The sequence below is a fragment of the Streptomyces sp. NPDC005863 genome, assembly GCF_042871345.1.
Taxonomy (GTDB): domain Bacteria; phylum Actinomycetota; class Actinomycetes; order Streptomycetales; family Streptomycetaceae; genus Streptomyces.
The window spans coordinates 296923-320131 of record NZ_JBIAII010000003.1; the positions used below are offsets into that span (position 1 = coordinate 296923).

Consider the following 23209-nt stretch of genomic DNA (forward strand, 5'->3'; position numbering starts at 1 on the left):
GCGGCGGACACGCCGGCACGAGGTGACCATCCGACGATTCGCTCGTTTTGCTGAACGTGTCGTCGAATGTGCAGTCACCCGCGAAGTCCCCGAAGTCCTCGAAGTCCCCCGGGGCCGGCGGCCCCGCCCCCGTCGTCGACGTGGAGCAGGCGGAGGCCGCCCTCGTCGAGCACTACCCGCGGCTCGTCCGGCTCGCCTACCTCGTGCTGCCGCCGCACCTCGGCCGCAACCGGCGGGTCCTGACCGCCCACGCCCTGACCCAGCGCGCCCTGCCGCGCGGCCGCAAGACGGGTGACCCTGCGGTCGTCCCCGCGCAGCGCGGCCCCGGACCGCACGGCGACCCCGCGTACACCTACGTACGTCTGCAGGTGATCCGCGGCGCCCTGGAGGCCGGGGTCCCGCTGCGCTGGACGGCCTGGCCGAAGCGGGCCCAGCTGCCGCCGCTGCTGCCGCAGGTGCGCGGCCTTCGGCTCTTCCCGCGCTCGGGCGGCTCCGACGAACTCGCCCTGGACCAGGCGCTCTCCCGGCTCTCCTGCGAGGCCCGCGCCGCCTACGCGCTGCGCGGCCTCGAAGGACTCGACGACGACGCGGTGTACGCGGTGCTCGCAGCCGCCGGCTGCGACGACCCCGAGGACGCGCTGGACGAGGCCGACGAGCTCGACGAGGCCGACGACATCACCGAAGGCGCCGAGAGCGGCGGCCGCCACGCGCTCCTCGCCTCCCCCGAGTTCGACCCCTGCTCCCTGCAGGCCAGGCCGACCGACCTGATGCGGCGCAGACAGCACATGAAGGCCGCCGGTGTCGCGGCCGCCGCCGCGCTGGTGTGCGGGGCGCTGCTCGGGCTGCCCGGCGACGGCTGGGGCCCCGACGGCGCCGCCGCTCCCCCGTACGCGAAGAACCCGGCGGCGCAGGCCGCGCTCGATCCGGGGAAGCTGAGCGTGGCCACCGCGGGGGCGTGGAAACGTTCCTCGCGCACCGACTTCTCCGTGTGGCCCGCGCGCGGCAACCTCGTCGACGACCGGGAACTGCTCCGCCGCGCCCTCGCCGTGTGGGCGCGGCCCGGTGAGTCCGTGCAGGTCTCGGCGACGCCGGGCACCCCGGCCGGGGCGCCGCCCGGACCCGCCCGGCTGCTCTACGCGGGCGACGTCGACTCCGCGCGCGTGGTGCTGCTCTACGACGGCCTGCGCGTCGTGCGGTACGCCGAGCCCAGGGAGGGCACCAGCGGCGCCGCGCTCGACTTCGCCCGCGTGGACGGGGCGGACGGCACCGAGGCGGGCGCCGTCGTCGTCGACCGCGCCGACGGCAACATCCGCTATCTGACCGCCCCGTGGATCAAGTCCGCGTCAGTGCAGAACCTGCTGAAGCCCGCCGCGGCCGCGGTCCCGCTGCACCGCTCCGCGGACGGCGTCACCGACCCGTTCGCCGGGCCGATGCAGGACGGGCGGTGCGCCTCGTGGAACGCGCTGCGGCTGCGCGACCACTCCGGCGCGGCCCGGCTCTCCACCGACCTCGGCGAGCTCGTCCCCGCCCATCTGACCGCCGGTCGCCCCGAGGCCCCGCGCGAGGCCACGCCCGCCGAGTGGTCGAAGTCGGCCTGCTCCCTCGCCTCGGTGCGCTCGCACGGCGTGCGGACCGTGAACTCCTGGACGTACGCCCGTCAGGCGCTGCCCGAGGCCAACGGCGTCGCCGACTGGGTCTGCACCCGCGCCGACACCTGGCAGGGCGAGGGCACCCGGGTCCTCGCCCAGTTCCAGACCGCCGACGGGCCGGTGGGCGCCGTCGCCGCCAAGGCCGAGGACACCCCGGCGTGCGGCGGCCGCGACCCGCACGTCCTCGCGGGCGTGCTGTGGAAGTCCCGGGCGGGCAGCTGGTACCTCCTCGGCGCGGGCAGCAAGGACGTCACCTCCATCACGGCGTCCGGCGGCACCCGCGCGGCCGGGAACACCCTGGCCGCCCCGACGCAGCGGACCGCCAAGGCGCGGCTGAGCGGCGAGCTCGCGAACGGCAAGAAGGTGCAGACGCTGCGGTAGCCGCCCCGAAGTTCCCCGCGCAGACCCCTGTACCGCGGAACTACCGGTCAGTACATTGACGCCATGTCTAATACGCAGAGCCGGGTGCCCGGGCCCGTCGCGTCCGAGCACATACCGCTCAAGGCACGCAACGTCTCCTTCTCCTGGGAGAACACCCCGCTCCACTGGCTGCCGAACGATCCGTTCACCACGCACATGATCAACGTGCTGCATCTGCTGCTGCCCGCGGGTGAGCGCTGGTTCGTGCACGTCTACAAGCAGGTGCTGCCGCTCATCCGCGACGAGCGGCTGCGCGAGGACGTCATCGGGTTCATCGGCCAGGAGGCCATGCACTCGCAGGCCCACGACGAGGTCCTGCCGCACCTCAAGGAGCAGGGGCTCGACCCCACCCCGTACACCGCGCAGGTCGACTGGCTCTTCGAGAAGCTGCTCGGCGACCGGACGCTGCCGCCCGGCAAGGCCCGGAAGTGGTGGCTGATGGAGCGCGTGGCGATCATCGCGGCCATCGAGCACTACACCGCCTTCCTCGGCGACTGGGTGCTCAACGCCGAGGAGCTGGACCGCAGGGGCGCCGACCCGACGATGCTGGACCTGCTGCGCTGGCACGGCGCCGAGGAGGTCGAGCACCGCTCCGTCGCCTTCGAGCTGTTCATGCACGTCGACGGCGGGTACCGGCGCCGGGCCAGGACGTGGGCGACGGCGTTCACCGCGCTCGTCTTCCTCTGGCAGCGCGGCGCGCGGTTCTTCATGGAGAACGACCCGACGCTGACCGACGGCAAGGCGACCTTCAAGGACTTCCACCGGAGCACCAGGGCGGGGACGCTGCCCACCACCGGGGCGATGATCCGCTCCATCCCGCGCTATCTCAGCCGCGACTACCACCCCTCGCAGGAGGGCAGCACCGCGCAGGCCGTCGCCTATCTCGCGTCATCGCCCGCCGCCGTCGCCGCGGCCGCCGCCGAGAAGGGGTCGCTCTGACATGCCCCGCATCCGCACCGTCGCCCTCGTCACCGGCGCCGCCCTGCTCACCCGGCGTGCGATGCGCCGCCGCATCGGGGCCTCCCCGCTCTGGCCGCTGCCCGCCCTGGAGGAGCCCGTGTCCGGCCGGCCGCGCTCGCGTGCGCTGCGGCTGACCGTGGCCCGGCACGAGCAGATCGCCGAGGGCGTCGTCCAACTGCGGCTCGAAGGCGCGAAGTTGCCGCCCTGGGAGCCGGGCGCCCACCTCGATCTGGTGCTGCCGTCGGGGCTCGTGCGGCAGTACTCGCTCTGCGGCGACCCCGAGGACTCCTCCTCGTACACCGTGGCAACCCGGCTGATCGCCGCAGGGCAGGGCGGCCGGGGCGGTTCGCTTGAGGTGCACGAGCGGCTGCGCGAGGGCGTCGAGGTCGAGGTGCGCGGGCCGCGCAACCGCTTCCCGCTCGCCGACGCGGCGTCGTACGTCTTCGTGGCGGGCGGCATCGGCATCACCCCGATCCTGCCGATGTTGCGCGCCGTGGAGGCGGCCGGGGCTCCGTGGCGGCTGCTGTACGGGGGCCGCTCGCGCGGCTCGATGCCGTTCCTCGAAGAGGTGGAGAAGCTCGGCGGCGCCGGGCGCGGGCGGGTCACCGTGGTCGCCGAGGACGAGGACGGGCTGCCGGACGTGGCCGCCTTCCTCGCCGGTGCCCCGCGCGAGGCCGCCGTCCACGTGTGCGGTCCCGAGCCCCTGATGGAGGCCGTGGACGCCGCGCTGCCCGAAGGGTGCACGCTGCACCTGGAGCGGTTCTCGCCGCGCGCCGACGCCGAGGGCAACACCGCCTTCGAGGTCGAACTGCGGCGCAGCGGGCGCACCGTGGCGGTCGCCGCGGACACCACGGTGCTCGCCGCGGTGCGTGCCGCGCTGCCCGACACCGCGTACAGCTGCGAGCAGGGCTTCTGCGGCACGTGCCAACAGCGCGTCGTGGAGGGCGAGATCGACCACCGCGACGAGCTCCTCACGGACGGCGAGCGGGCGCGCTCCATGCTCATCTGCGTCTCGCGGGCGCGCGGCGAACGGCTCGTGCTCGACATGTGAGACGGCGGGCGCACCGGCCCGTAGAGGGGCCGGTTCCGCTCGGTAAGGTGTTCGTATGACAACCGGGGTGCGCCGCAGGATGGGTGTCGAGGAGCGGCGGGAGCAGTTGATCGGGGTCGCGCTCGAACTGTTCAGCCACCGCTCGCCCGACGACGTCTCCATCGACGAGATAGCAGCGGCCGCGGGCATCTCGCGCCCGCTGGTCTACCACTACTTCCCCGGCAAACTCAGCCTGTACGAGGCGGCGTTGCGCCGGGCGGCGGAGGATCTGGCGGGACGGTTCGTGGAGCCGCACGAGGGTCCGCTCGGGGCGCGGCTGCTGCGGGTGATGGGGCGCTTCCTCGCCTTCGTCGACGAGCACGGGCCCGGGTTCTCGGCGCTGATGCGGGGCGGCCCCGCGGTCTCGGCGGTCTCCGCGGGCGGCGCGTACGCGCAGGAGGCCGTCTCGACGACGAACGCGCTGATCGACTCGGTGCGGCAGGCGGCGTACGACCAGATCCTCGCGCACCTCGGCGTCTCCGACCCGCCCGCCCGGCTCGAACTGGTCGTGCGGTCGTGGATCTCGCTGGCCGAGTCGACGGCGCTGATCTGGCTGGACGGGCGGCGCATCCCGCGCGCGGAGCTGGAGTTGCAACTGGTGCACGACTTCGCGGCGCTGACCGCGGTGAGCGCGGCGTACGACCCTGAGATGGCGGAGCTGCTGCGCACGATCCTCGCCGCGGAGCCGTCGGACGGCCCGTTCGCCGAACTGATCGAACGGCTGGTGGCACTCGCCCCGTGACCACCGCGCACCTGTCCGTCCGCCGCGCGACGGGCGACGACATCGACACGCTCGTCTCCCTGTACGAGGGCGCGGCCCGCTGGATGCTGGAGCACGGCATCGCCCAGTGGCAGCCGGGCGCCAAGGACGAGCGGCACTTCGGCCGGCTGATCGAGTCGCCGACGGCGCAGGTGTGGATCGCCCACGACGGGACCGCTCTCGGTGCGTACGAGCTGTGGTGGTCCGACGAGCAGGCGTGGGGCGTGCGGGCGCCGGTGGCCGGGTACGTGCACCGGCTGATGACCCGCCGCGGCGCCCCCGCGGGCACCGGCCGCGCCCTGCTCCGGGACGCGGAGCGGCGCATCGCCGAGGCGGGGCGCACCCTGTCCCGGCTGGACTGCGTGGCGACCAATCCCCGGCTGCGCACGTACTACGAGGCGGCCGGTTACGCGGTCGTGGGGGAACTGGCCGACAAGGCGGCCGCGGACGGTACGTCGTACGGCGTGCTGCTGCTGGAGAAGCCGCTCGGCTAGGACCGTTCGTCCGGGCAGACCCGCAGGGCCAGCAGTGCGATGTCGTCCTCGCGGTCGTGGCCCAGGCAGGCGAGCAGGGTGTCGCACAGGGCCGTGACGCCGAGCGGCGCGTCCGCCGCGACGGTGCGCAGGTGTTCCATGGAGACGGCGAGGTCCGTGCCGCGGGTCTCGATGAGCCCGTCGGTGACCATGAGGAACCGGTCGGTGGGGCGCAGCACGGTCTCGGTCGGCGCCGGTCTGTCCAGGCCGAGGCCGAGCAGCGGGCCCTTCGCGCCGAGGTAGTCGGCCGTGCCGTCGTCGCGGACGACGAGGGGCGGGATGTGTCCGGCGTTGGCGACACGGGTGCGGCCGGTCGCCGGGTCGACGAGGGCCAGGCAGAGGGTGGCCGTCACGTCCGGGTGGTAGCGCTGCAGCATCCGGTCGAGGCGGCGGGCGAGCGCCGTGGGGTCGGCGTCCTCGACGCAGTAGGCGCGCAGCGCGTGCCGGATCTCCACCATGACCGTGGCGGCCTCCAGGGAGTGGCCGACGACGTCGCCGATGCCGGTGAGGAGGCCCTGCGCGGTGCCGAGCGAGGCGTAGAAGTCGCCGCCGATCTCCGTGTCGCGGGAGGCGGGTTCGTAGCGGACGACGACTTCGGTGCCGGGGGTCTGCGGCACGTGCGCGGGCAGGAAGCTGCGCTGCAGGGTCAGCGCGATGTGGCGCTCCATCTCGTACATGAGGAGTCGCTCGGCGGCGACCGCGGTGGCGTGCGCGAGCCGCCCCACCAGGCGGCCGGTGTCGGGCAGCGGCCCTCGGGCGTACGCGGGGGTGGCGAGGCACACCGGTGCGCAGCCCTCGCGGGAGCGGGCCAGGGCGAGCCGGGCGCCCTCGGGGAGTTCGCCGCCGCCGGACGGTTCTGTGTGGAAGAAGCCGGACGGCCACAGGGCGGCGGGCACGACGGTGTCGCGGACCCCGACGCGGCCCGTCATGTCGCGCTGGATGAGCCGGGCGACGGTCGCGTGCGCCCCGTCGTCGGGCAGCGCGGCGGCGGCCCTGCGCCGCGACAGGCCCCGGTGGAGTTCGCCGTCGTCGCCGACGATGAACGCGGCGGCGGGGCCGTGGGTGAGCCGGGCGGCGCCGGTCGCGGCGGCCTCGGCGAGCTCGCGCGGGCAGCGGGCCGACTGCACGGCGAGGATCGTCTCGGCGAGCCGGGTCAGATGGCCGGCCTGTGCCTCGGCGTCGCTGCGGTGGCGGGCCCCGCGGGCCGCGGCGCGCACCACGGCCTGGATCTCCTCCGGCTCGGCGGGCACCGTCAGATAGGCCTCGCCGCCCGCGTCGAGTCCGCGGCACCGGTCGGCGGGGGCGGTGCGGGCGGCGGAGAAGTGCACGACGGGCAGGGCGGCGAAGGGCGGCGACTCCTTGAGCCTGCGGCACAGGTCGAAGCCGCTCATGTCGGGCAGGCCGACGTCGACGAGCGCCACGTCGGGGAGGTGCCCCGCGCGGCGGCGCGCGTCGAGCTCGACGAGGGCCTCGCCCGCGCTGGCGGCGAGGACCACCCGGTGGCCGTCCCTGCGCAGGACCGCGCCCAGTGCGTATCGGCTGGCGGCGACGTCGTCGACCACCAGAATCGTGGTGCCTGCCTTGCCGTTGACGCTCACGCGGGGCCCCTTTGGGGCTGGTGGTGCAGACCTCCCTCGGGTCTGCCTCCTTAAATTAGCGTCCCGGCGGGCGCTCCGGGAGATGACGGCGCCGCTGCGACCGGGACCGGTGAAGATCCCGGAACTGCGTACGACTGGCGCGGACTTGACGATAGGATCTTCGACCGTCCGGGGACGGGGTGTGTGCGGTACGCTCCGGGGCTCGCGTCCGGACCCGCGGTCGCGGGGGGCCGGGGCCGCGGGGGCCCGGGGACGCCGCGCTTCGGTGGGGCGGCCGCTCTCGTGACCTTCGCGTTCCGCACGGCGTTCACCGGGGTGTCCGGCCCGCCACCGGTCCGCCCACGCCCTCCGTACCCGCTCCCGCACGCGACTCCCGCACCTCTGAGGGACTTCATGACCCAGAACGTCACCGCCGCGCCCGCCGCCACCGACTCCGCGTCCGCCCGCCAGTGGTGGCGCGACGCGGTCATCTACCAGGTCTACCCGCGCAGTTTCGCCGACGGCGACGGCGACGGCATGGGCGACCTGCCCGGCATCACGGCCCGCCTCCCGCACCTGCGCGACCTCGGCGTCGACGCCGTCTGGCTCTCCCCCTTCTACGCCTCGCCGCAGGCCGACGCGGGGTACGACGTCGCCGACTACCGGGCCGTCGACCCGATGTTCGGCGCCCTCTCCGACGCCGAGACCCTCCTCCGCGAGGCCCACGCCCTCGGTCTGCGCGTCATCTTCGACATCGTGCCCAACCACTGCTCCGACCGGCACGAGTGGTTCCGCCAGGCGCTGCGCGAGGGCCCGGGGTCGGCGGCGCGGGACCGCTTCCACTTCCGGCCCGGCACGGGCGCGGCGGGCGAACTCCCGCCGAACGACTGGGAGTCGGTGTTCGGCGGGCCCGCCTGGAGCCGGGTGCCCGACGGCGCCTGGTACCTGCACCTCTTCGCGCCGGAGCAGCCCGACTTCAACTGGGACCACCCCGCGGTCCACGCGGAGTTTCGCTCCGTGCTGCGGTTCTGGCTCGGCCTCGGCGTGGACGGCTTCCGCATCGACGTCGCACACGGCCTGGTCAAGGCGTCCGGGCTGCCCGACATCGGCCACGCCGAACAGGTCAAGCTGCTGGGCAAGCAGGCCGTGCCGTACTTCGACCAGGACGGCGTGCACGCCATCTACCGCGACTGGCGGCGGATCCTGGAGGAGTACGGGGCCGAGCGCATCGCCGTCGCCGAGGCATGGACCCCGACGGTCGAGCGCAGCGCCCGCTACCTCCGCCCCGACGAGCTGCACCAGGCCTTCAACTTCGAGTATCTGACGACCGGTTGGGACGCCGCCGCGCTGCGCGCCGTCATCGACCGCTCGCTGACCGCGATGAACGCCGTGGACGCGCCCGCCACGTGGGTGCTCTCCAACCACGACGTCGTACGCCACCGCACGCGCCTGGCCGACGGCGACGCGGCCCGCGGCCTGCGCCGGGCACGGGCGGCCACCCTGCTGATGCTGGCGCTGCCCGGCTCCGCCTACCTCTACCAGGGCGAGGAGCTCGGCCTGCCCGAGGTCACGGAGTTGCCGGCCGAGGTGCGCCAGGACCCGGCGTTCTTCCGCAGCACCGGACAGGACGGCACGCGGGACGGCTGCCGGGTGCCGATGCCGTGGTCCGGGCGGCACCGGCCCTTCGGGTTCGGGCCCGTGGCGGGCGGTCCGAGCTGGCTGCCGCAGCCGGACTCCTGGGAGCACCTCACGGTGGCGGCGCAGACCGGAGACCCCGCGTCCACCCTCGAGTTCTACCGGCGGGCGCTCGCCGTGCGCCGCGCCCATCCGGCGCTCGGCGCGGGGCGCGACATCGCGTGGCTGCCGTCGCCCGAGGGCGTGCTCGCCTTCCGTCGCACCGCCCCCGGCGGCGCGTTCGTCTGCACGGTCAACCTCACGGCGGCGCCCCTCGCGGTGCCCACCCCCGGCACGCCGCTGCTCGCGAGCGCGGACACCGAGCCGGGCGCGGAGGTCGAGTCGGGCGCGGAGACCGAGCCGGGCGCGGGGCGGACCGTACTCCCGGCGGATTCAACGGTCTGGTGGGCAGCCTGAGATACGACCGGTACAGTCCGGTCCTGTGACCGCACGGCTAGCCGACATCGCAGCCCAGGCGGGGGTCAGCGAAGCGACAGTAAGCCGCGTGCTCAACGGCAAGCCGGGCGTCGCCGCGGGCACCCGCCAGTCCGTCCTCGCCGCCCTCGACGTCCTCGGCTACGAACGGCCGGTGCGGCTGCGGCAGCGCAGCGCGGGCCTGGTCGGGCTGATCACCCCGGAGCTGGAGAACCCGATCTTCCCGGCGCTCGCGCAGGTGATCGGGCAGGCCCTGACCCGGCAGGGGTACACGCCGGTGCTCGCCACCCAGACCCCGGGCGGCTCCACCGAGGACGAGCTCACCGAGATGCTGGTGGACCGCGGCGTCGCCGGGATCATCTTCGTCTCGGGCCTGCACGCGGACACCACCGCGGACATGGGGCGCTACGAGCGGTTGCGCGCCCAGGACGTCCCGTTCGTCCTGGTGGACGGCTTCGCGCCGGCGGTGCGGGCGCCGGCCATCTCGCCCGACGACCGGGCGGCGACGCGTCTCGCGGTGACCCACCTGGTCTCGTTGGGCCATACACGCATCGGGCTGGCCCTCGGCCCGCTGCGGTTCGTTCCCGTACAGCGGAAGATCGAGGGCTTCGTCCGCACGATGCAGGAGCTGGTGGGTCTCTCCCCCGCCGACATCGAGACGGATCTGGTCCAGCACTCTCTGTACACGCTGGAGGGCGGGCAGGCGGCGGCCGACGCGCTCCTGGAGCGCGGCTGCACGGCCGTCGTGTGCGCCAGCGACATGATGGCGCTCGGCGCGATCCGGGCGGCGCGCCAGCGCGGCCTCGAGGTGCCGGACGACGTCTCCGTGGTCGGGTTCGACGACTCCCCGCTGATCGCCTTCACCGATCCGCCGCTGACCACGGTGCGCAAACCGGTCCCCGCGATGGGCCAGGCGGCGGTCCGCACCCTCCTGGAGGAGCTCGGCGGCACCCCCGCACCGCCCGGCGAATTCGTCTTCATGCCCGAGCTGGTGGTCCGCGGTTCGACGGCCTCGGGACCCAGGCGCCCCTAGGGGTACACCCCGCTCGCAGCCTCCTTCCTTCGGCGTAGGGAATGCGGCCCGAACCCGACCAGGGGATGATCGGTCGAAGGGTGTGGATCTGGCAGACTCTGTCCCTATGGGTGAGACGACCGTGACGACACTTGAAGGCCGGCAACGGCCCGTGGCATCACCCGGCGCGGCCGAGCGGAACAGCCGCGATGGGCGGGGCCTCGCACGTCGTCTCCGGGATCTGCGCACCCCCCGCCGCCCCCGTCTGTGGTTCGAGATCCTCCTCATCGCGGTCAGTTACTGGACGTACTCGCTGATCCGCAACGCCGTGCCGGAACAGAAGACGCAGGCGCTGCGCAACGCGGACTGGATCTGGCGGGTCGAGCAGGATCTGGGCATAGCGGTCGAGCAGAGCGTCAACCACGCCGTGGACTCGGTGACATGGCTCATCGTCGGCATGAACTACTACTACGCGACGCTGCACTTCGTGGTGACCCTCGGCGTCCTGGTGTGGCTCTTCCGCAGCCACCCGGGGCGGTACGCGGCCGCCCGCCTGGTCCTCTTCGCCACGACGGCGGTGGCCCTGGTCGGCTACTACCTGTATCCGCTGGCGCCGCCGCGCCTGATGAACGGCTCCGACTTCATCGACACGGTGGTGGTCCACCACACGTGGGGCTCGATGGCCTCCGGCGACCTGAAGAACATGTCGAACCAGTACGCGGCGATGCCGTCCATGCATATCGGCTGGTCCCTGTGGTGCGGTCTGACGATCTTCGCTCTGGCGTCGGTGCCGTGGGTGCGGGTCCTCGGCCTGCTCTACCCCACGGCGACGCTGCTCGTGATCGTGGCGACCGCCAACCACTTCTGGCTGGACGCGGTCGGCGGCATGATCTGCCTGACCTTCGGCTTCCTGGTGGCCCGCCTCTGGTACGGCTCCCTGCCGTACGCGCTGACGCGCGAGGTGGCGGTGCGGGGGGCGGCGGGGGCCGAGGGGGAGCCCGGGAGCGGGACTCCCCCGCGCGAACGCGTCCAGCGCGACTAGGCGAACGACTCGTCGCCGTCCCAGTTCACGTGGACGACCTCGGGGGCCAGGCCGTGCAGGACCGCGCGGCCGACGTCCTTCTTGAAGCGGTCGATCAGACCCGTCACGTCGCTCAGCGGGTACCTGCCGTCCAGGGCGCCGAGCAGGGCCTCCGGTGAGACGTCGACCGCGCGGGCGAGCTGCTGGGTGTTCTCGGGGCGGTTGTTCCAGCCGCCGGCGTTGTTGCGGCCGACGTGGATGGACTCGGCCGCGGTGAGGGCGGAGGCGCCCGCCTCGTGGATCAGGTTCTGACCGGCCACGGGGCGCGCGGTCAGGTGGAAGAGCGAGCCCTTGATCGTCGCCGAGGAGTCGCCCGTCTTGCGGTCCCTGACCTCGCCGCCGCTGGTGAGCATCACGTTGAGGTGGACGGCGAGTTGCACCGTACGGTCGCCGTCGCGCACGGTCACCGTCACGGGCCGGGAGATGAGGTTGTTGCCGCCGTTGTTGCGGCACTCGGGCCCGAACTGGAACCCGGCGAGCGTCCGGTCCTGGCCGACGATGATGTCCAGGAGCTGGTTCCAGCCGACGCGGGGCGCGGCCTGGGTGTCGGCCACGCGCTGTACGGGGGCGGCGGCCTCGTGTGCGGAGTGATCGTGCGCGGCGTGGTCGTGTGCGGCGGGCGCGGGCCCCGACAGCACCCGGTGGGCGTTGGCCTCGGCCTCGCGCTCGAAGCGGTCGGAGGGGTCCGACACCTTGAGGCCGTCGCCGTGGTCGGTGCCGGCGACGGGGCCCTGGCGCTGCTGGATGACGTGGGTCAGCTCGTGGGCGAGCGTGTGCCGGTCCGCGCCGCCGTCACCGATGACGACGTGGCTTCCGGAGGTGTAGGCGCGGGCGCCCACCTCGGCGGCGGAGTCCTTCGCGGCGCTGTCGTCGTGGATGCGGACGTCGGAGAAGTCCGCGCCGAGCCGGGCCTCCATGTCGGTACGGGTCGAGGCGTCGAGCGGACGCCCGCCGGCGCGCAGCACGTCGTGGACGGCGGACCGCTGGACGACCTCGGCGACGGCGGCGTTGCCCGCGGTGCGCTGCAGGGCGAGCACGTCCCGCGCCGACATGCCCTCCGCGGTCGACGGCACGGCGACGCCCCGGACCGGCGCACGGTCGATCCGCTCCCCGTCGACGGGTCGGACGGTTTCGCGGGCACGCATGTGGCCTCCAGACAGACGAACTCGAACTCTTCCTGGATACGTGACGGGCGAGCCGAAGGCCAGGTGCGCGAGGGCAGGGTTCGGTGCCCGATGGGGCAGTGGGGGCGGCGTTGCGGCGGTGCGGGGCGGTGGCGGGGCGCGGATAGAAGGTGGCGACACGCGGCGAGGGCGGCGCCCGGCCAAAGGCACCGCCGGACGACGGCACCGCAGGCCGAGGGCAGCGCGGCGCCTTACGCCCCGCAGAGCTCGTCGGCGCGGGGCACCTACGCCCCCGTAAAACCGCCCAAGGCCTACGCCCCGTAGAACCGCTCCTCCACCACCGCTCGCGCTCGGCGCGTGATCCTGCGGTAGTCGTCCAGCATGTCGCCGACGTGGCCCGCGTCGTAGCCCAAGTACCGTCCGACGGCGGCGAGTTCGCGGCCGTCGGAGGGGAACGTGTCGCCCGCGCGGCCGCGCACCAGCATCACCGCGTTGCGCACCCGCGCGGCGAGGACCCACGCCTCGTCGAGGATCGCGGCCTCCTCCGTCGGGATCAACTCGGCCGCGCGGGCCGCCGCCAGCGCGTCACGGGTGCGGGTGGTCCGCAGGCCCGGTTCGGCCCAGCCGTGCTCCAACTGCAGGAGCTGCACGGTCCATTCGACGTCGGAGAGACCGCCCCGGCCCAGCTTGGCGTGCAGCGTCGGGTCCGCGCCGCGCGGCATCCGCTCCGCCTCCATGCGCGCCTTGAGGCGGCGGATCTCCCGGACCGCGTCCTCGCCGAGCCCCTCCACCGGATAGCGCAGCGGGTCGACGAGGTCGATGAACGCGCGGCCCAGCTCCTCGTCGCCCGCGACCGGTTCGGCCCGCAGCAGCGCCTGGGACTCCCAGACGAGCGACCAGCGGCGGTAGTACGCCGCGTAAGAGCCCAGCGTGCGGACCAGCGGCCCACTCCTGCCCTCCGGACGCAGATCCGCGTCGATGAGCAACGGCGGGTCGGCGGAGGGCAGTTGGAGCAGCCGGCGCATCTCGGCGACCACCTTGGCCGCGGCCTTCGCCGCCTCCTGCTCGTCGGCGCCCTCGCGCGGCTCGTGCACGAACAGCACGTCCGCGTCGGAGCCGTAACTCAGCTCGTGGCCGCCGAAGCGGCCCATGCCGATGACCGCGAAACGGGTGGGCAGCGTGTCGCCCCAGCCCTCGCGGACGACCGCGCGCAGGGTGCCCGCGATGGTGGCGGCCGTCAGGTTCGTGACCGCGTCGCCCACCCGGTCGACGAGCGTGCCGGGGTCGGCCTCGGCGGGGCTCTCCTCGGTGCCGTACGAGCCGATGATGTCGCCCGCGGTGGTGCGGAACAGCTCGCGGCGGCGCACGCCGCGCGCCGCCGTCACGGCCTGCTCGGCGCCGTCCGCGCGGCGCACCGCGGCCAGGATCTCCTGGTCGAGGGCGCCGCGGCCGCGCGGCTCCAGACCGCGGGCGTCACCGAGCAGAGCGACCGCCTCGGGGGCGCGCAGCAGCAGGTCGGGGGCGAGGCGCCCGGCGGACAGGACGCGGGCGAGGTTCTCGGCGGCGGCGCCCTCGTCGCGCAGCAGCCGCAGGTACCAGGGGGTCTTGCCCAGCGCGTCGGAGACCTTGCGGAAGCCGAGGAGACCGGCGTCGGGGTCGGCGGAGTCCGCGAACCAGCCGAGCAGCACCGGCAGCAGGGTGCGCTGGATGGCCGCCTTGCGGGAGACGCCGGAGGCGAGCGCCTCCAGGTGGCGCAGCGCGGCGCTGGGGTCGGCGTAGCCGAGCGCGACGAGCCGCTCGCGGGCCGCCTCCGTACTCAACCGCGCTTCGCCCGGGGCGAGTTGGGCGACGGCGTCGAGCAGCGGCCGGTAGAAGAGCTTCTCGTGCAGGCGGCGCACCACGGAGGTGTGCCGCTTCCAGGCCCGGCCGAGCTCGGTGATCGGCTCGGTGCGCATGCCCAGGGAGCGGCCGATGCGCCGCAGGTCCGCGTCGCCCTCCGGCACGAGGTGGGTGCGGCGCAACTTGTAGAGCTGGATGCGGTGTTCGAGGGAGCGCAGGAAGCGGTACGCGTCGTCGAGCTGGGCGGCGTCCACGCGCCCCACGTAGCCGCCCGTGCCGAGCGCGTGCAGCGCCACCAGCGTCGAACCGCTGCGGATCGAGGGGTCGCTGCGCCCGTGCACCAACTGCAGCATCTGCACGGCGAATTCGACGTCGCGCAGCCCGCCGGGCCCGAGCTTCAGTTCCCGGTCGACCTCGCCCGCGGGGATGTTCTCGACCACCCTGCGGCGCATCTTCTGCACGTCGGGCACGAAGTTCTCGCGCTCGGCGGCGTGCCAGACGAGCGGGGCGAGCGTGGCGACGTACTCCTCGCCGAGCGCGAGGTCGCCGGCGACCGGGCGGGCCTTGAGCAGCGCCTGGAACTCCCAGGTCTTCGCCCAGCGCTGGTAGTACGCGAGGTGGCTGGAGAGGGTGCGCACCAGCGGGCCGTTCCTGCCCTCGGGGCGGAGGTTGGCGTCGACGGGCCAGATGGTGCCCTCGACGTTCGTCTCGGAGCAGATCCGCATCATGTGCGAGGCGAGCCGGGTGGCGGCGCGCAGCGCCTTGTCCTCGTCGGCGGCGTCGGTGCCGTCGGCGGCCTCGGCGACGAAGATGACGTCGACGTCGGAGACGTAGTTGAGTTCGTGGCCGCCGCACTTGCCCATCGCGATGACGGCGAGCCGGCACTGCGCGGCGTCGTCCGGGGCGTCGGCGCGGGCCATGGCGAGCGCCGCCCGCAGCGTGGCCGTCGCGAGGTCGGCGAGCTCGGCGGCGGCCTCGGCGACGTCCGTCGTGCCGCACACGTCGCGCGCGGCGATGGAGAGCAGGCAGCGGCGGTAGGCGACGCGGAGCGAGACCGGGTCGGTGGCGTCGGCCAGGCCCCGCTCGAACTCCGCCACGCCGGGGTGCAGGTCGGCCGACTCGTACGTGACGAGGGCCCGCCAGTCGCGGGGGTGCCTGGCCAGGTGGTCGGCGAGCGCCTCGGAGGCGCCGAGCACGCCGAGGAGGCGGTCGCGCAGCGGCTTGGCGGTGACGAGGGTGTCGAGCAGCTCGCGCCGGCTGAGGTCGTCCTCCTGCCCCTCCACGAGCCGGACGAGCCCGAGCAGCGCCAGGTCGGGGTCGGCGGTGGCGCCGAGGGCGTCCAGGAGCAGCGGGTCGTCGCGTACGGCGCTGAGCGCGGGGTCGTCGAGGAACCGCTCCGCGGCGGACGGGTCGGTGAAACCGTGCCGCAGCAGCCGGGTGAACGTGCTGCTCCGTCGTCCTTGCGGCACTGTCATGCCGAGCCTCCGTTCGATCACTCCTCCGGCCCGAGCCTACGGCCTGGCCGGTGGACTCGGCGCACGTGCGGAGTCCGTTCCCGGGCAGGAGTATCGAAGAAGCGTCGGAAGGGACGGATCATGCCGATCGAAGAGCCCCGTACGGAACTGGACGACAGATACAGCAGCGCGGGCGCGGAGCCCACGCCGTGGTCGACGGCGGTCACCCGCCTGGAGGCCGCCGAGCTGTTCTGGATCTCGACGGTACGGCCCGACGGGCGCCCGCACGTCACCCCGCTGCCCGCGGTGTGGCACGACGGCGCCCTGCACTTCGCGACGGGCCCCGAGGAGCGCAAGGCCCGCAACCTGGCGGCCAACCCCGAGACCGTCCTCACCACGGGCGTCAACCTCTGGGACAAGGGCTATGACCTGGTCGTCGAGGGCACGGCGGTGCGGGTCACCGACGAGGCCGCGCTGCGGGGCCTGGCGGCGGCCTGGGCGGAGAAGTACGGCAACTTCTGGCACTACGAGGTACGGGACGGCGGTTTCCACCACGGCGGCGGCTTCGCGCACGTCTTCGCGGTGGCGCCCCGCACGGCGTTCGGCTTCGGCAAGGGCGAGCCGTTCAGCCAGACGCGGTGGCGGTTCGACCGGGGGCCGGCCGGTGGTTCTGCGTGACACCCTGCCACGAGCGCTGACACGGGGCCGCGCCCCTGCTGTACTGCGCCCCATGGAATACACACTCGAAGTGATCCCGCTGCCCGTCGCCGACATCGACCGGTCGATGGAGTTCTACCGCGACAAGGTGGGCTTCCACGTGGACATCGACACGGAGGTCCTGGAGGGCGTACGCATCGTCCAGCTGACCCCGCCGGGCTCGGGCTGCTCGATCGCCCTGGGCGACACGATCTGGGAGTCGGTACGCGGCCCACGCCCGGCCCCCGGCTCCTACCAGGGCCTGCAGCTGTGCGTGGCCGACGCCCGGGAGGCGTACGCCGAACTGGTCGCCCGGGGCCTGGACGTCACGGAGCCGGTGGCACTGGGCCCGCAGGACGGCGGCACGTTCATGTACTTCACGGACCCGGACGGCAACGGCTGGTCGATCCAGGAGTACGGGGTCCGGGCGACGACGCCGCTACGGGAGGCGATCGTGCCCAAGGCTTGAGGTACAGCTCTCCTCACCTACGGCGCCGGTTGCGTGGCATTGCCAGGGATACCGCGGGGTAGGGCTGCGGGCGTCGCGGGTGGGATGTGGGGGGTTCCTCGCCGCCGGGGGGCGCGGCGGGGGGCCGCGGGGGTGTGGTCGTGGCCTCGGGCTCGGGGTTGTTCCTGTCGCGCGCGTCCCTGCGGTTGCGCGCCGACGCCTCGTGTGTGCGGCTCAGGTGCTCGGCCATACGTTCCACCGCCTCATGGCTCCGCACGCGGAACCAGGCGCTCCGCCAGCGCTCCCATTCGACGCCGTCGGTCACGTCGCACACCCGCAGGAAGGCCAGGAACTGGGCCAGATCGAAGACGGTCCTGCCCGCCAGCATCCGCAGCACCGTGCTGTGCGGCAGCTCCCCGTGGCCGCCGGCCCGGCGTTCCATCTCGCCGGCGGACATCGCGCCCGCCTTGTAGTAGAGCTGCCGCAGCGCCTCACCGAGCTGATCGCGGTCGTACACGCGGTCCGGCTTGGGCTCGCGCGCCCCCGGATTCCTGCGCCGGTGCTCGGCCCAGCGGGCGGCGCGCCACAGCCGCCGGGCCTGGCCTGCCGGGGCGCCGCAGGCCCGGGCGTACGCCTCGACCACCGGCAGCCGGGGTATCCGGTCCCCGCTCGTGGCACGGGAGAACGTCGTCGCGGAGAAGGCGTGCCCGGACTTCTCCGCCATCTCCCGGTGGGTCAGCCCCGCCGCCCGCCTGCGCCCCCGCAGCCACTCCGCGAGGTACTCGAGGCGGGGGTTGGCGGTGGAGATCGACTGTTCCGGCCGTGCCATGGCGGTCCTCGGTCACAGCCCTTCGGGGGCGGGCGCGGACGCGGGCCCGGAACCGGAGGATGACCGGCGCGCCAGGTGGGCGCCGATCAGGCCGCAGGTGGTCAAGGCCTCGGCGACCACGACCACGGGCAGGCCGCTGCGGGTGAGTGCGCCGCCCAGCACCAGGACGACGATGACGATGACGGTCCGGTTCCAGTCCGGGCGGGCGACCGCGGAACGGGTCGGAGGGCGGTACATGCGCATGGGACACCTCTGGATCGCGTCGGGCCAACTGGGCGTCGGTTACGCCCCGGTTGGGACGATGGTGGCACCGAACCCGGGTCCGGCACGGGAGTTGATGCATCCCCGCCCCAGTCCCGCGCCCGCGACGGTTCACGTCGGCTGCCCGAGCCGCCCGCTCGTACCGCCTCACCTGCGCGAACCCACCGCGTCGGCACGCGTGTTCAACCCGGCGAGAAGAGTTGATGCACCTGCCCCACCCCTGCCACGCGAAAAGGGGCCGCCCCTCGGCGGCCCCTCCCCTCACCCGCGCCCACGGCGCCCCCAGCGCCTACAGCACCGGCAAGTTCTTCCTCAGCTCGAAGGCCGTGACCTCACTCCGGTACTCCTCCCACTCCTGCTTCTTGTTGCGCAGGAAGAAGTCGTACACGTGCTCGCCGAGCGTCTCCGCCACCAACTCCGACTTCTCCATCAGGGCGATCGCCTCGCCCAGGTTCTGCGGGAGCGGCTCGATGCCGAGCGCGCGGCGTTCCGCGTCGCGCAGGGCCCATACGTCGTCGTCGGCGCCCGGCGGCAGCTCGTACCCCTCCTCGATGCCCTTGAGGCCCGCCGCGAGCAGGACCGCATAAGTCAGGTAGGGGTTGGCGCCGGAGTCGATGGAGCGGACCTCGACGCGGGCCGAGCCCGTCTTGCCCGGCTTGTACATCGGGACGCGGATCAGCGCGGAGCGGTTGTTGTGGCCCCAACAGATGTACGAGGGCGCCTCGCCGCCCGCGCCCGCCGTGCGCTCGGAGCCGCCCCAGATGCGCTTGTAGGAGTTCACCCACTGGTTGGTGACCGCCGAGATCTCCGCGGCGTGCCGCAGCAGGCCGGCGATGAAGGAGCGGCCGACCTTGGAGAGCTGGTACTCGGCACCCGACTCGTAGAACGCGTTGCGGTCGCCCTCGAAGAGGGAGAGGTGCGTGTGCATGCCCGAGCCGGGGTGCTCGGAGAACGGCTTCGGCATGAAGGTGGCCTGCACGCCCTGTTCGAGCGCGACCTGCTTCATGACCAGGCGGAACGTCATGATGTTGTCCGCCGTGGAGAGCGCGTCCGCGTAGCGGAGGTCGATCTCCTGCTGGCCGGGCGCGCCCTCGTGGTGGCTGAACTCCACCGAGATGCCCATCGATTCGAGCATCGTGATGGCCTGGCGGCGGAAGTCCATGCCCACGTTCTGCGGGGTGTGGTCGAAGTAGCCGGAGTTGTCGGCGGGGGTGGGCCGCGAGCCGTCCAGCGGCTTGTCCTTCAGCAGGAAGAACTCGATCTCCGGGTGGGTGTAGAAGGTGAAGCCCAGGTCGGAGGTCTTGGCGAGGGCGCGCTTGAGGACGTAGCGCGGGTCCGCGAAGGACGGGGAGCCGTCCGGCATCAGGATGTCGCAGAACATCCGGGCCGTGCCCGGGGCCTCCGCGCGCCAGGGCAGCACCTGGAACGTCGACGGGTCCGGCTTGGCGATCATGTCCGACTCGTACACCCGGGCGAAGCCCTCGATCGCCGAACCGTCGAAGCCGATGCCCTCGTCGAAGGCCTGTTCCAGCTCGGCCGGGGCCACGGCGACCGACTTCAGGAAGCCGAGGACGTCCGTGAACCACAGGCGTACGAACCGGATGTCGCGCTCCTCCAACGTACGGAGCACGAATTCCTGCTGCTTGTCCATCTTCCGCTTCCACCCATCCTTGCTGGTCAGGCCACCTTCACCCGCGTCTCGGAACACTCGGGCACCCGAGCATCCCATTTCCCGGTTTCGAGCACGTTGCGGCGCGTGCCGCGGCGTGCGTACGGCGGACTCCCGCCCGCCCTTGTCTCCCTGTGCCCATAGTGCCTGCTGATCGGCCACTCGGTAACAGCGGGCCACCCACCCCTCGCGACTCCACCCTCCCGTCCGCCCCCCTCTCTTTAACTTGCATATGAAATGCAACTTTTCTACGGTCAGCACCAGACAAGGGCGGCGAATCCCCCCTTCCTTGTCCTTACCGTCCTGGAGGCGTTCCCGTTGCTGTCCGCACAGTCCGCCGCGACCGTCCGCGCCACCCTCCCCGTCGTCGGAGCCGCCGTCGGTGACATCACCGAGCGTTTCTACGTACGGCTCTTCGAAGCCCACCCGGAGCTCCTGCGGGACCTCTTCAACCGCGGGAACCAGGCCGCGGGAACCCAGCGACAGGCGCTCGCCGGATCGATCGCCGCCTTCGCCGCGCACCTGCTCGACCACCCCGACGAGCGGCCGGACGTCCTGCTGCGCCGCATCGCCCACAAGCACGCCTCACTCGGCGTGGCGCCCGGCCAGTACGAGATCGTGCAACAGCACCTCTTCGCCGCCATCGCCGACGTGCTCGGCGACGCGGTCACGCCCGCGGTGGCGGCGGCCTGGGACGACGTCTACTGGCTCATGGCGAACGCCCTCATCGCCGTCGAGGCCGGCCTCTATGCCGGGCACGGGCTCGTCGCGGGCGACGGCACCTGGCGGGAGTGGGAGGTCGTCGAACGCGTCGAGGAGACGGTCGACGTCGCCACGTTCCGGCTGCGGCCCGCCGACGGGGCGCCGGCGCCGGACTTCCGGGCGGGGCAGTACGTGTCCGTGCAGGTCCAACTCGACGACGGGGCGCGGCAGATACGGCAGTACAGCCTCTCGGGGGGTGCGGGGCGCGCGGGCGACTCGGGTGAGGGGCTTCGGCTCGGGGGCGGTGGCTCCTGGGTTCGGCAGATCAGTGTGAAGCGGGTGCGGGGGGACGTCGGGGCGGGGGTGCCCGACGGGGAGGTCTCGAACCATCTGCATGCGCGGGTGCGGGAAGGGGACGTGCTGCGGGTGTCCGCGCCGTACGGGGACCTCGTCCTCGCCGAGGCGGACGCCGCGGCGGACCGTGAGACTCCGCTGCTGCTCGCCTCCGCCGGCATCGGCGTCACCCCGATGATCGCCATGCTGGAGCGGCTCGTCGACACGGGGCACCGGGCCCCCGTCACCGTCGTACACGCCGACCGCTCCCCCGCGGAGCACGCGCTGCGGGCCGATCACGAGGCGTACACCGGCAAACTCCCCGCCGGTTGCGCGTACTTCTTCTACGAGCGGCCGGAGCCGGGGCATCCCGCCGAGCTCACCGGGCGCGCCGACCTGGCCGCGCTTCCGCCGGTGCCGGCCGGCACCCGGGCGTATCTCTGCGGGCCGCTGCCGTTCATGCGCGCCGTACGCGCCCAGCTGATCGAGCGCGGGGTGCGGGCGGCCGACGTCCACTACGAGGTGTTCGGGCCCGATCTGTGGCTGGCGCGGGGGTAGCGGCGGTAACGATTTCGGGGGCGCTGCGCGCTCGGCGCGCAGTCGCTCAGTCCTTCTCGCGGGCCGTGATGTCCAGCAGGAGCATGCCCGTCGGCGCCGCCACGATGTCCGCCACCGTCAGCGGGTCCAGCGACGCGTAGAACGCCTCCTGCGCCGTGCGGAGCGCGTCGCGCAGCCGGCACGCCGAGTTCAGCGGGCACGGGGTGCCGCCCTCGCAGTCGACCACGTCGCCCGGACCCTCGAAGAACCGCACCAGCTCCCCCACCGACGCGGTGCGCCCCTTCTCCGTCAGCGCGAGCCCGCCGCCCCTGCCCCTGCGAGCTTCGAGCAGGCCCAGCTTCTGGAGCTCGGCGACGACCTTGGTCTCGTGCGTGTACGGCACCGCCATGTCGGCGGCCACCTCACGCGTCGTGGGCGCCGTGCCCCGCGCCACGGCGAGGCGCATGAGCGTGCGCAACGCCAGGTCGGTCGATCGCAGGAGCCGCATGCCGCCGAGCCTAGGTAATGCGCATCCGGGCCTCAAATTCCCCCTCCCTCGCATTACGATCAGCGCACCGTTCGTCGTCCGTCGTCCCGTCCGTCCCTGTCGCAGGAGGACACACCATGGGTTCCGCCAAGAACACGAGCAACGTCTCCCGCAAGGACCGGATAGAGGAGATGCGCCGGGCCGAGCGCGCACGGGACCGTCGGGGCCGGGCCCTGATGATCACCGTCAGCGCGGTCGTCGTCGCGGCGCTCGGCGTGGGTGGGTTCTTCCTCTTCTCCAACGCCCTCGACGACGACTCCGGCTCCAAGGACGACGCGAAGGGCTGGCCCAAGTACAAGGTCACCTCGGACGGCGAGAAGGTGTGGGGCAAACTCGGCCGTACGCACGTCACGAAGACGGTGGACTACCCCATGACACCGCCCGTCGGCGGGGACCACAATCAGGTGTGGATGAACTGCAACGGCGACGTCTACAAGAAGCCGATCCCGGAGATGAACGCCGTGCACTCCCTGGAGCACGGGGCCGTGTGGGTCACCTACAACGACAAGGCGGACCCGGGCGACCTGAAGAAGCTCGAGGCGAAGGTCCGGGCGACGCCTTACTCGTTGATGAGTCCCGTCGCCGACCAGAAGGATCCCGTCATGCTGACCGCGTGGGCGCACCAGCGCACGGTCGACGGGGCGGACGACCCGAAGGTCGCGCAGTTCTTCTCCACGTACGTGCAGGGCAAGCAGACGCCGGAGCCGGGGGCCGCGTGCACTCAGGGGCGGGCCCAGTAGTGAGACTGCGTAAGAACTGGATCGTCGGCTGTGTCGCCGCGGCGGTCGTCGCCGGGGGCGGCATCACCGCTGCCGTGGCCGCCACCGACTCCGACTCCGGCGGCACGCCCGCCCGTTCGTCCGCGGACGCGGGCTTCGCGCAGGACATGTCGGTCCACCACCAGCAGGCCGTGGAGATGTCGTACATCGTGCGGGACCGTACCGACGACGTCGAGGTGCGGCGGCTCGCGTACGACATCGCGCAGACGCAGGCCAATCAGCGCGGGATGCTGCTCGGCTGGCTCGATCTGTGGGAGCTGCCGAAGGTTCCCGAGGGTGGGCCCATGGAGTGGATGGGCATGGGCAACATGCCGGCGGGGCAGGACGGGGCGTTGATGCCCGGCATGGCTACGGGGGCGGAGCTCAAGCGGCTGGGGAAGCTGAGCGGCGAGAAGGCGGAGGTCCTGTACCTGCGGCTGATGATCCGGCACCACCGGGGTGGGGTGCACATGGCTCAGGGCTGTGTGGAGCGGTGTGAGGTGTCCGCGGAGCGGCGGCTTGCGCGGGGGATGGTGGAGTCGCAGGAGTCGGAGATCGAGCTGATGACGGGGATGTTGAAGGGGCGGGGGGCCAAGCCGTAGCGCCGCGCTTGCTTTGGCGGTTTCCTGTGCTGGGGCGGGGCGGTTGCTGGCGGGGGCGCCTTGGGCTTGCGTCCGCGCCTTGGGTTCGTTTTTGGGTGCGGGGCCGCGGGGGTATGTGCGTACTCGCTACCCACTGTTCGCCACGCCTCGCGGACAACATTGCTACAGCGTGCTCGGTGCTCCGTGCGCACATACCCCCACGTCCCCTCCCGTCTCGTA

The 23209-nt window shown here is 73.1% G+C and carries 20 protein-coding genes; 13 read left to right on the top strand and 7 right to left on the bottom strand.

Annotated features, from left to right (window positions below; all coding sequences use genetic code 11):
• Positions 1-68 precede the first annotated feature (68 nt).
• The 5 genes from ACFYO9_RS13725 (at position 69) to ACFYO9_RS13745 (ending at position 5373) form a co-directional block, all read left to right on the top strand.
• Positions 69-2030, top strand: coding sequence for a hypothetical protein (locus ACFYO9_RS13725; protein WP_358772980.1), 1962 nt, complete (start codon positions 69-71; stop codon positions 2028-2030).
• Between the two features lie 63 nt (positions 2031-2093).
• Positions 2094-3008 carry a metal-dependent hydrolase gene (locus tag ACFYO9_RS13730; RefSeq protein WP_358772982.1) on the top strand — a complete coding sequence of 305 codons (915 nt, stop codon included), beginning with the start codon at positions 2094-2096 and terminating at the stop codon, positions 3006-3008.
• 1 nt (position 3009) lies between these two features.
• Entirely contained in the window at positions 3010-4080 is a 1071-nt protein-coding gene (locus ACFYO9_RS13735; RefSeq protein WP_358772984.1) for a PDR/VanB family oxidoreductase, read from the top strand.
• A 55-nt stretch (positions 4081-4135) separates the two neighbouring features.
• On the top strand, positions 4136-4861 hold the full coding sequence (locus tag ACFYO9_RS13740; RefSeq protein ID WP_358772986.1) for a TetR/AcrR family transcriptional regulator: 726 nt from the start codon (positions 4136-4138) through the stop codon (positions 4859-4861).
• A complete protein-coding gene (locus tag ACFYO9_RS13745; protein WP_358772987.1) occupies positions 4858-5373 on the top strand; it encodes an N-acetyltransferase in 516 nt (171 codons plus the stop codon). Before ACFYO9_RS13740 ends, ACFYO9_RS13745 begins: the two co-directional genes overlap by 4 nt.
• On the opposite strand, the gene ACFYO9_RS13750 is transcribed toward ACFYO9_RS13745, so the two are convergent.
• Positions 5370-7010 carry a fused response regulator/phosphatase gene (locus ACFYO9_RS13750; RefSeq protein ID WP_358772988.1) on the bottom strand — a complete coding sequence of 547 codons (1641 nt, stop codon included), beginning with the start codon at positions 7008-7010 and terminating at the stop codon, positions 5370-5372. The genes ACFYO9_RS13745 and ACFYO9_RS13750 overlap by 4 nt on opposite strands.
• Positions 7011-7403: 393 nt before the next feature.
• Between ACFYO9_RS13750 and ACFYO9_RS13755 the strand changes: the two genes are divergently transcribed.
• The 3 genes from ACFYO9_RS13755 (at position 7404) to ACFYO9_RS13765 (ending at position 11152) form a co-directional block, all read left to right on the top strand.
• The gene (locus tag ACFYO9_RS13755; protein WP_358772990.1) at positions 7404-9080 is read left to right on the top strand and encodes a glycoside hydrolase family 13 protein; all 1677 of its coding nucleotides are present in this window, start codon (positions 7404-7406) and stop codon (positions 9078-9080) included.
• A 25-nt stretch (positions 9081-9105) separates the two neighbouring features.
• Positions 9106-10131, top strand: coding sequence for a LacI family DNA-binding transcriptional regulator (locus ACFYO9_RS13760; RefSeq protein ID WP_358772992.1), 1026 nt, complete (start codon positions 9106-9108; stop codon positions 10129-10131).
• 106 nt (positions 10132-10237) lie between these two features.
• On the top strand, positions 10238-11152 hold the full coding sequence (locus tag ACFYO9_RS13765; RefSeq protein WP_358772994.1) for a phosphatase PAP2 family protein: 915 nt from the start codon (positions 10238-10240) through the stop codon (positions 11150-11152).
• Here the strand turns inward: ACFYO9_RS13765 and ACFYO9_RS13770 are convergent.
• Both ACFYO9_RS13770 and ACFYO9_RS13775 read right to left on the bottom strand, forming a co-directional pair.
• Positions 11149-12336, bottom strand: coding sequence for a DUF4157 domain-containing protein (locus ACFYO9_RS13770; RefSeq protein WP_388666261.1), 1188 nt, complete (start codon positions 12334-12336; stop codon positions 11149-11151). The genes ACFYO9_RS13765 and ACFYO9_RS13770 overlap by 4 nt on opposite strands.
• A gap of 290 nt (positions 12337-12626) precedes the next feature.
• Complete coding sequence (locus tag ACFYO9_RS13775; RefSeq protein WP_355817589.1) at positions 12627-15629, bottom strand: bifunctional [glutamine synthetase] adenylyltransferase/[glutamine synthetase]-adenylyl-L-tyrosine phosphorylase; 3003 nt, start codon at positions 15627-15629, stop codon at positions 12627-12629.
• 120 nt (positions 15630-15749) lie between these two features.
• Between ACFYO9_RS13775 and ACFYO9_RS13780 the strand changes: the two genes are divergently transcribed.
• Together ACFYO9_RS13780 and ACFYO9_RS13785 are read left to right on the top strand one after the other, a co-directional pair.
• On the top strand, positions 15750-16286 hold the full coding sequence (locus ACFYO9_RS13780; RefSeq protein WP_355817586.1) for a pyridoxamine 5'-phosphate oxidase family protein: 537 nt from the start codon (positions 15750-15752) through the stop codon (positions 16284-16286).
• A gap of 52 nt (positions 16287-16338) precedes the next feature.
• A complete protein-coding gene (locus ACFYO9_RS13785) occupies positions 16339-16773 on the top strand; it encodes a VOC family protein (RefSeq protein ID WP_355817584.1) in 435 nt (144 codons plus the stop codon).
• A gap of 13 nt (positions 16774-16786) precedes the next feature.
• On the opposite strand, the gene ACFYO9_RS13790 is transcribed toward ACFYO9_RS13785, so the two are convergent.
• The 3 genes from ACFYO9_RS13790 to ACFYO9_RS13800 form a co-directional block, all read right to left on the bottom strand.
• Positions 16787-17581, bottom strand: coding sequence for a helix-turn-helix transcriptional regulator (locus tag ACFYO9_RS13790; protein ID WP_355817581.1), 795 nt, complete (start codon positions 17579-17581; stop codon positions 16787-16789).
• Between the two features lie 12 nt (positions 17582-17593).
• Positions 17594-17818 carry a hypothetical protein gene (locus ACFYO9_RS13795; RefSeq protein WP_355817579.1) on the bottom strand — a complete coding sequence of 75 codons (225 nt, stop codon included), beginning with the start codon at positions 17816-17818 and terminating at the stop codon, positions 17594-17596.
• Between the two features lie 313 nt (positions 17819-18131).
• The gene (locus tag ACFYO9_RS13800; RefSeq protein WP_355817577.1) at positions 18132-19493 is read right to left on the bottom strand and encodes a glutamine synthetase family protein; all 1362 of its coding nucleotides are present in this window, start codon (positions 19491-19493) and stop codon (positions 18132-18134) included.
• Between the two features lie 336 nt (positions 19494-19829).
• On the opposite strand from ACFYO9_RS13800, the gene ACFYO9_RS13805 reads away from it, so the two are divergent.
• Positions 19830-21104: a globin domain-containing protein gene (locus tag ACFYO9_RS13805; protein WP_358772995.1), complete on the top strand. Its 1275-nt coding sequence runs from the start codon at positions 19830-19832 to the stop codon at positions 21102-21104.
• Between the two features lie 46 nt (positions 21105-21150).
• Here ACFYO9_RS13805 and ACFYO9_RS13810 read toward each other — a convergent pair whose 3' ends face one another.
• Entirely contained in the window at positions 21151-21591 is a 441-nt protein-coding gene (locus ACFYO9_RS13810; RefSeq protein ID WP_355817572.1) for an Rrf2 family transcriptional regulator, read from the bottom strand.
• A 116-nt stretch (positions 21592-21707) separates the two neighbouring features.
• Between ACFYO9_RS13810 and ACFYO9_RS13815 the strand changes: the two genes are divergently transcribed.
• Positions 21708-22370 carry a DUF3105 domain-containing protein gene (locus ACFYO9_RS13815; RefSeq protein WP_355817569.1) on the top strand — a complete coding sequence of 221 codons (663 nt, stop codon included), beginning with the start codon at positions 21708-21710 and terminating at the stop codon, positions 22368-22370.
• Positions 22370-22990 carry a DUF305 domain-containing protein gene (locus ACFYO9_RS13820; protein ID WP_358772997.1) on the top strand — a complete coding sequence of 207 codons (621 nt, stop codon included), beginning with the start codon at positions 22370-22372 and terminating at the stop codon, positions 22988-22990. The genes ACFYO9_RS13815 and ACFYO9_RS13820 overlap by 1 nt, the downstream gene beginning before the upstream one ends.
• The last annotated feature ends 219 nt before the right edge of the window (positions 22991-23209 follow it).

What these genes read in the sequence shown, in the direction of transcription:
- ACFYO9_RS13730 (WP_358772982.1), top strand. Translation starts at nt 2,094, where the DNA reads ATGTCTAATACGCAGAGCCGGGTGCCCGGGCCCGTCGCGTCCGAGCAC.
- ACFYO9_RS13735 (WP_358772984.1), top strand. Translation starts at nt 3,010, where the DNA reads ATGCCCCGCATCCGCACCGTCGCCCTCGTCACCGGCGCCGCCCTGCTC.
- ACFYO9_RS13740 (WP_358772986.1), top strand. Translation starts at nt 4,136, where the DNA reads ATGACAACCGGGGTGCGCCGCAGGATGGGTGTCGAGGAGCGGCGGGAG.
- ACFYO9_RS13755 (WP_358772990.1), top strand. Translation starts at nt 7,404, where the DNA reads ATGACCCAGAACGTCACCGCCGCGCCCGCCGCCACCGACTCCGCGTCC.
- ACFYO9_RS13765 (WP_358772994.1), top strand. Translation starts at nt 10,238, where the DNA reads ATGGGTGAGACGACCGTGACGACACTTGAAGGCCGGCAACGGCCCGTG.
- ACFYO9_RS13770 (WP_388666261.1), bottom strand. Translation starts at nt 12,336, where the DNA reads ATGCGTGCCCGCGAAACCGTCCGACCCGTCGACGGGGAGCGGATCGAC.
- ACFYO9_RS13775 (WP_355817589.1), bottom strand. Translation starts at nt 15,629, where the DNA reads ATGACAGTGCCGCAAGGACGACGGAGCAGCACGTTCACCCGGCTGCTG.
- ACFYO9_RS13780 (WP_355817586.1), top strand. Translation starts at nt 15,750, where the DNA reads ATGCCGATCGAAGAGCCCCGTACGGAACTGGACGACAGATACAGCAGC.
- ACFYO9_RS13785 (WP_355817584.1), top strand. Translation starts at nt 16,339, where the DNA reads ATGGAATACACACTCGAAGTGATCCCGCTGCCCGTCGCCGACATCGAC.
- ACFYO9_RS13790 (WP_355817581.1), bottom strand. Translation starts at nt 17,581, where the DNA reads ATGGCACGGCCGGAACAGTCGATCTCCACCGCCAACCCCCGCCTCGAG.
- ACFYO9_RS13795 (WP_355817579.1), bottom strand. Translation starts at nt 17,818, where the DNA reads ATGTACCGCCCTCCGACCCGTTCCGCGGTCGCCCGCCCGGACTGGAAC.
- ACFYO9_RS13800 (WP_355817577.1), bottom strand. Translation starts at nt 19,493, where the DNA reads ATGGACAAGCAGCAGGAATTCGTGCTCCGTACGTTGGAGGAGCGCGAC.
- ACFYO9_RS13810 (WP_355817572.1), bottom strand. Translation starts at nt 21,591, where the DNA reads ATGCGGCTCCTGCGATCGACCGACCTGGCGTTGCGCACGCTCATGCGC.
- ACFYO9_RS13815 (WP_355817569.1), top strand. Translation starts at nt 21,708, where the DNA reads ATGGGTTCCGCCAAGAACACGAGCAACGTCTCCCGCAAGGACCGGATA.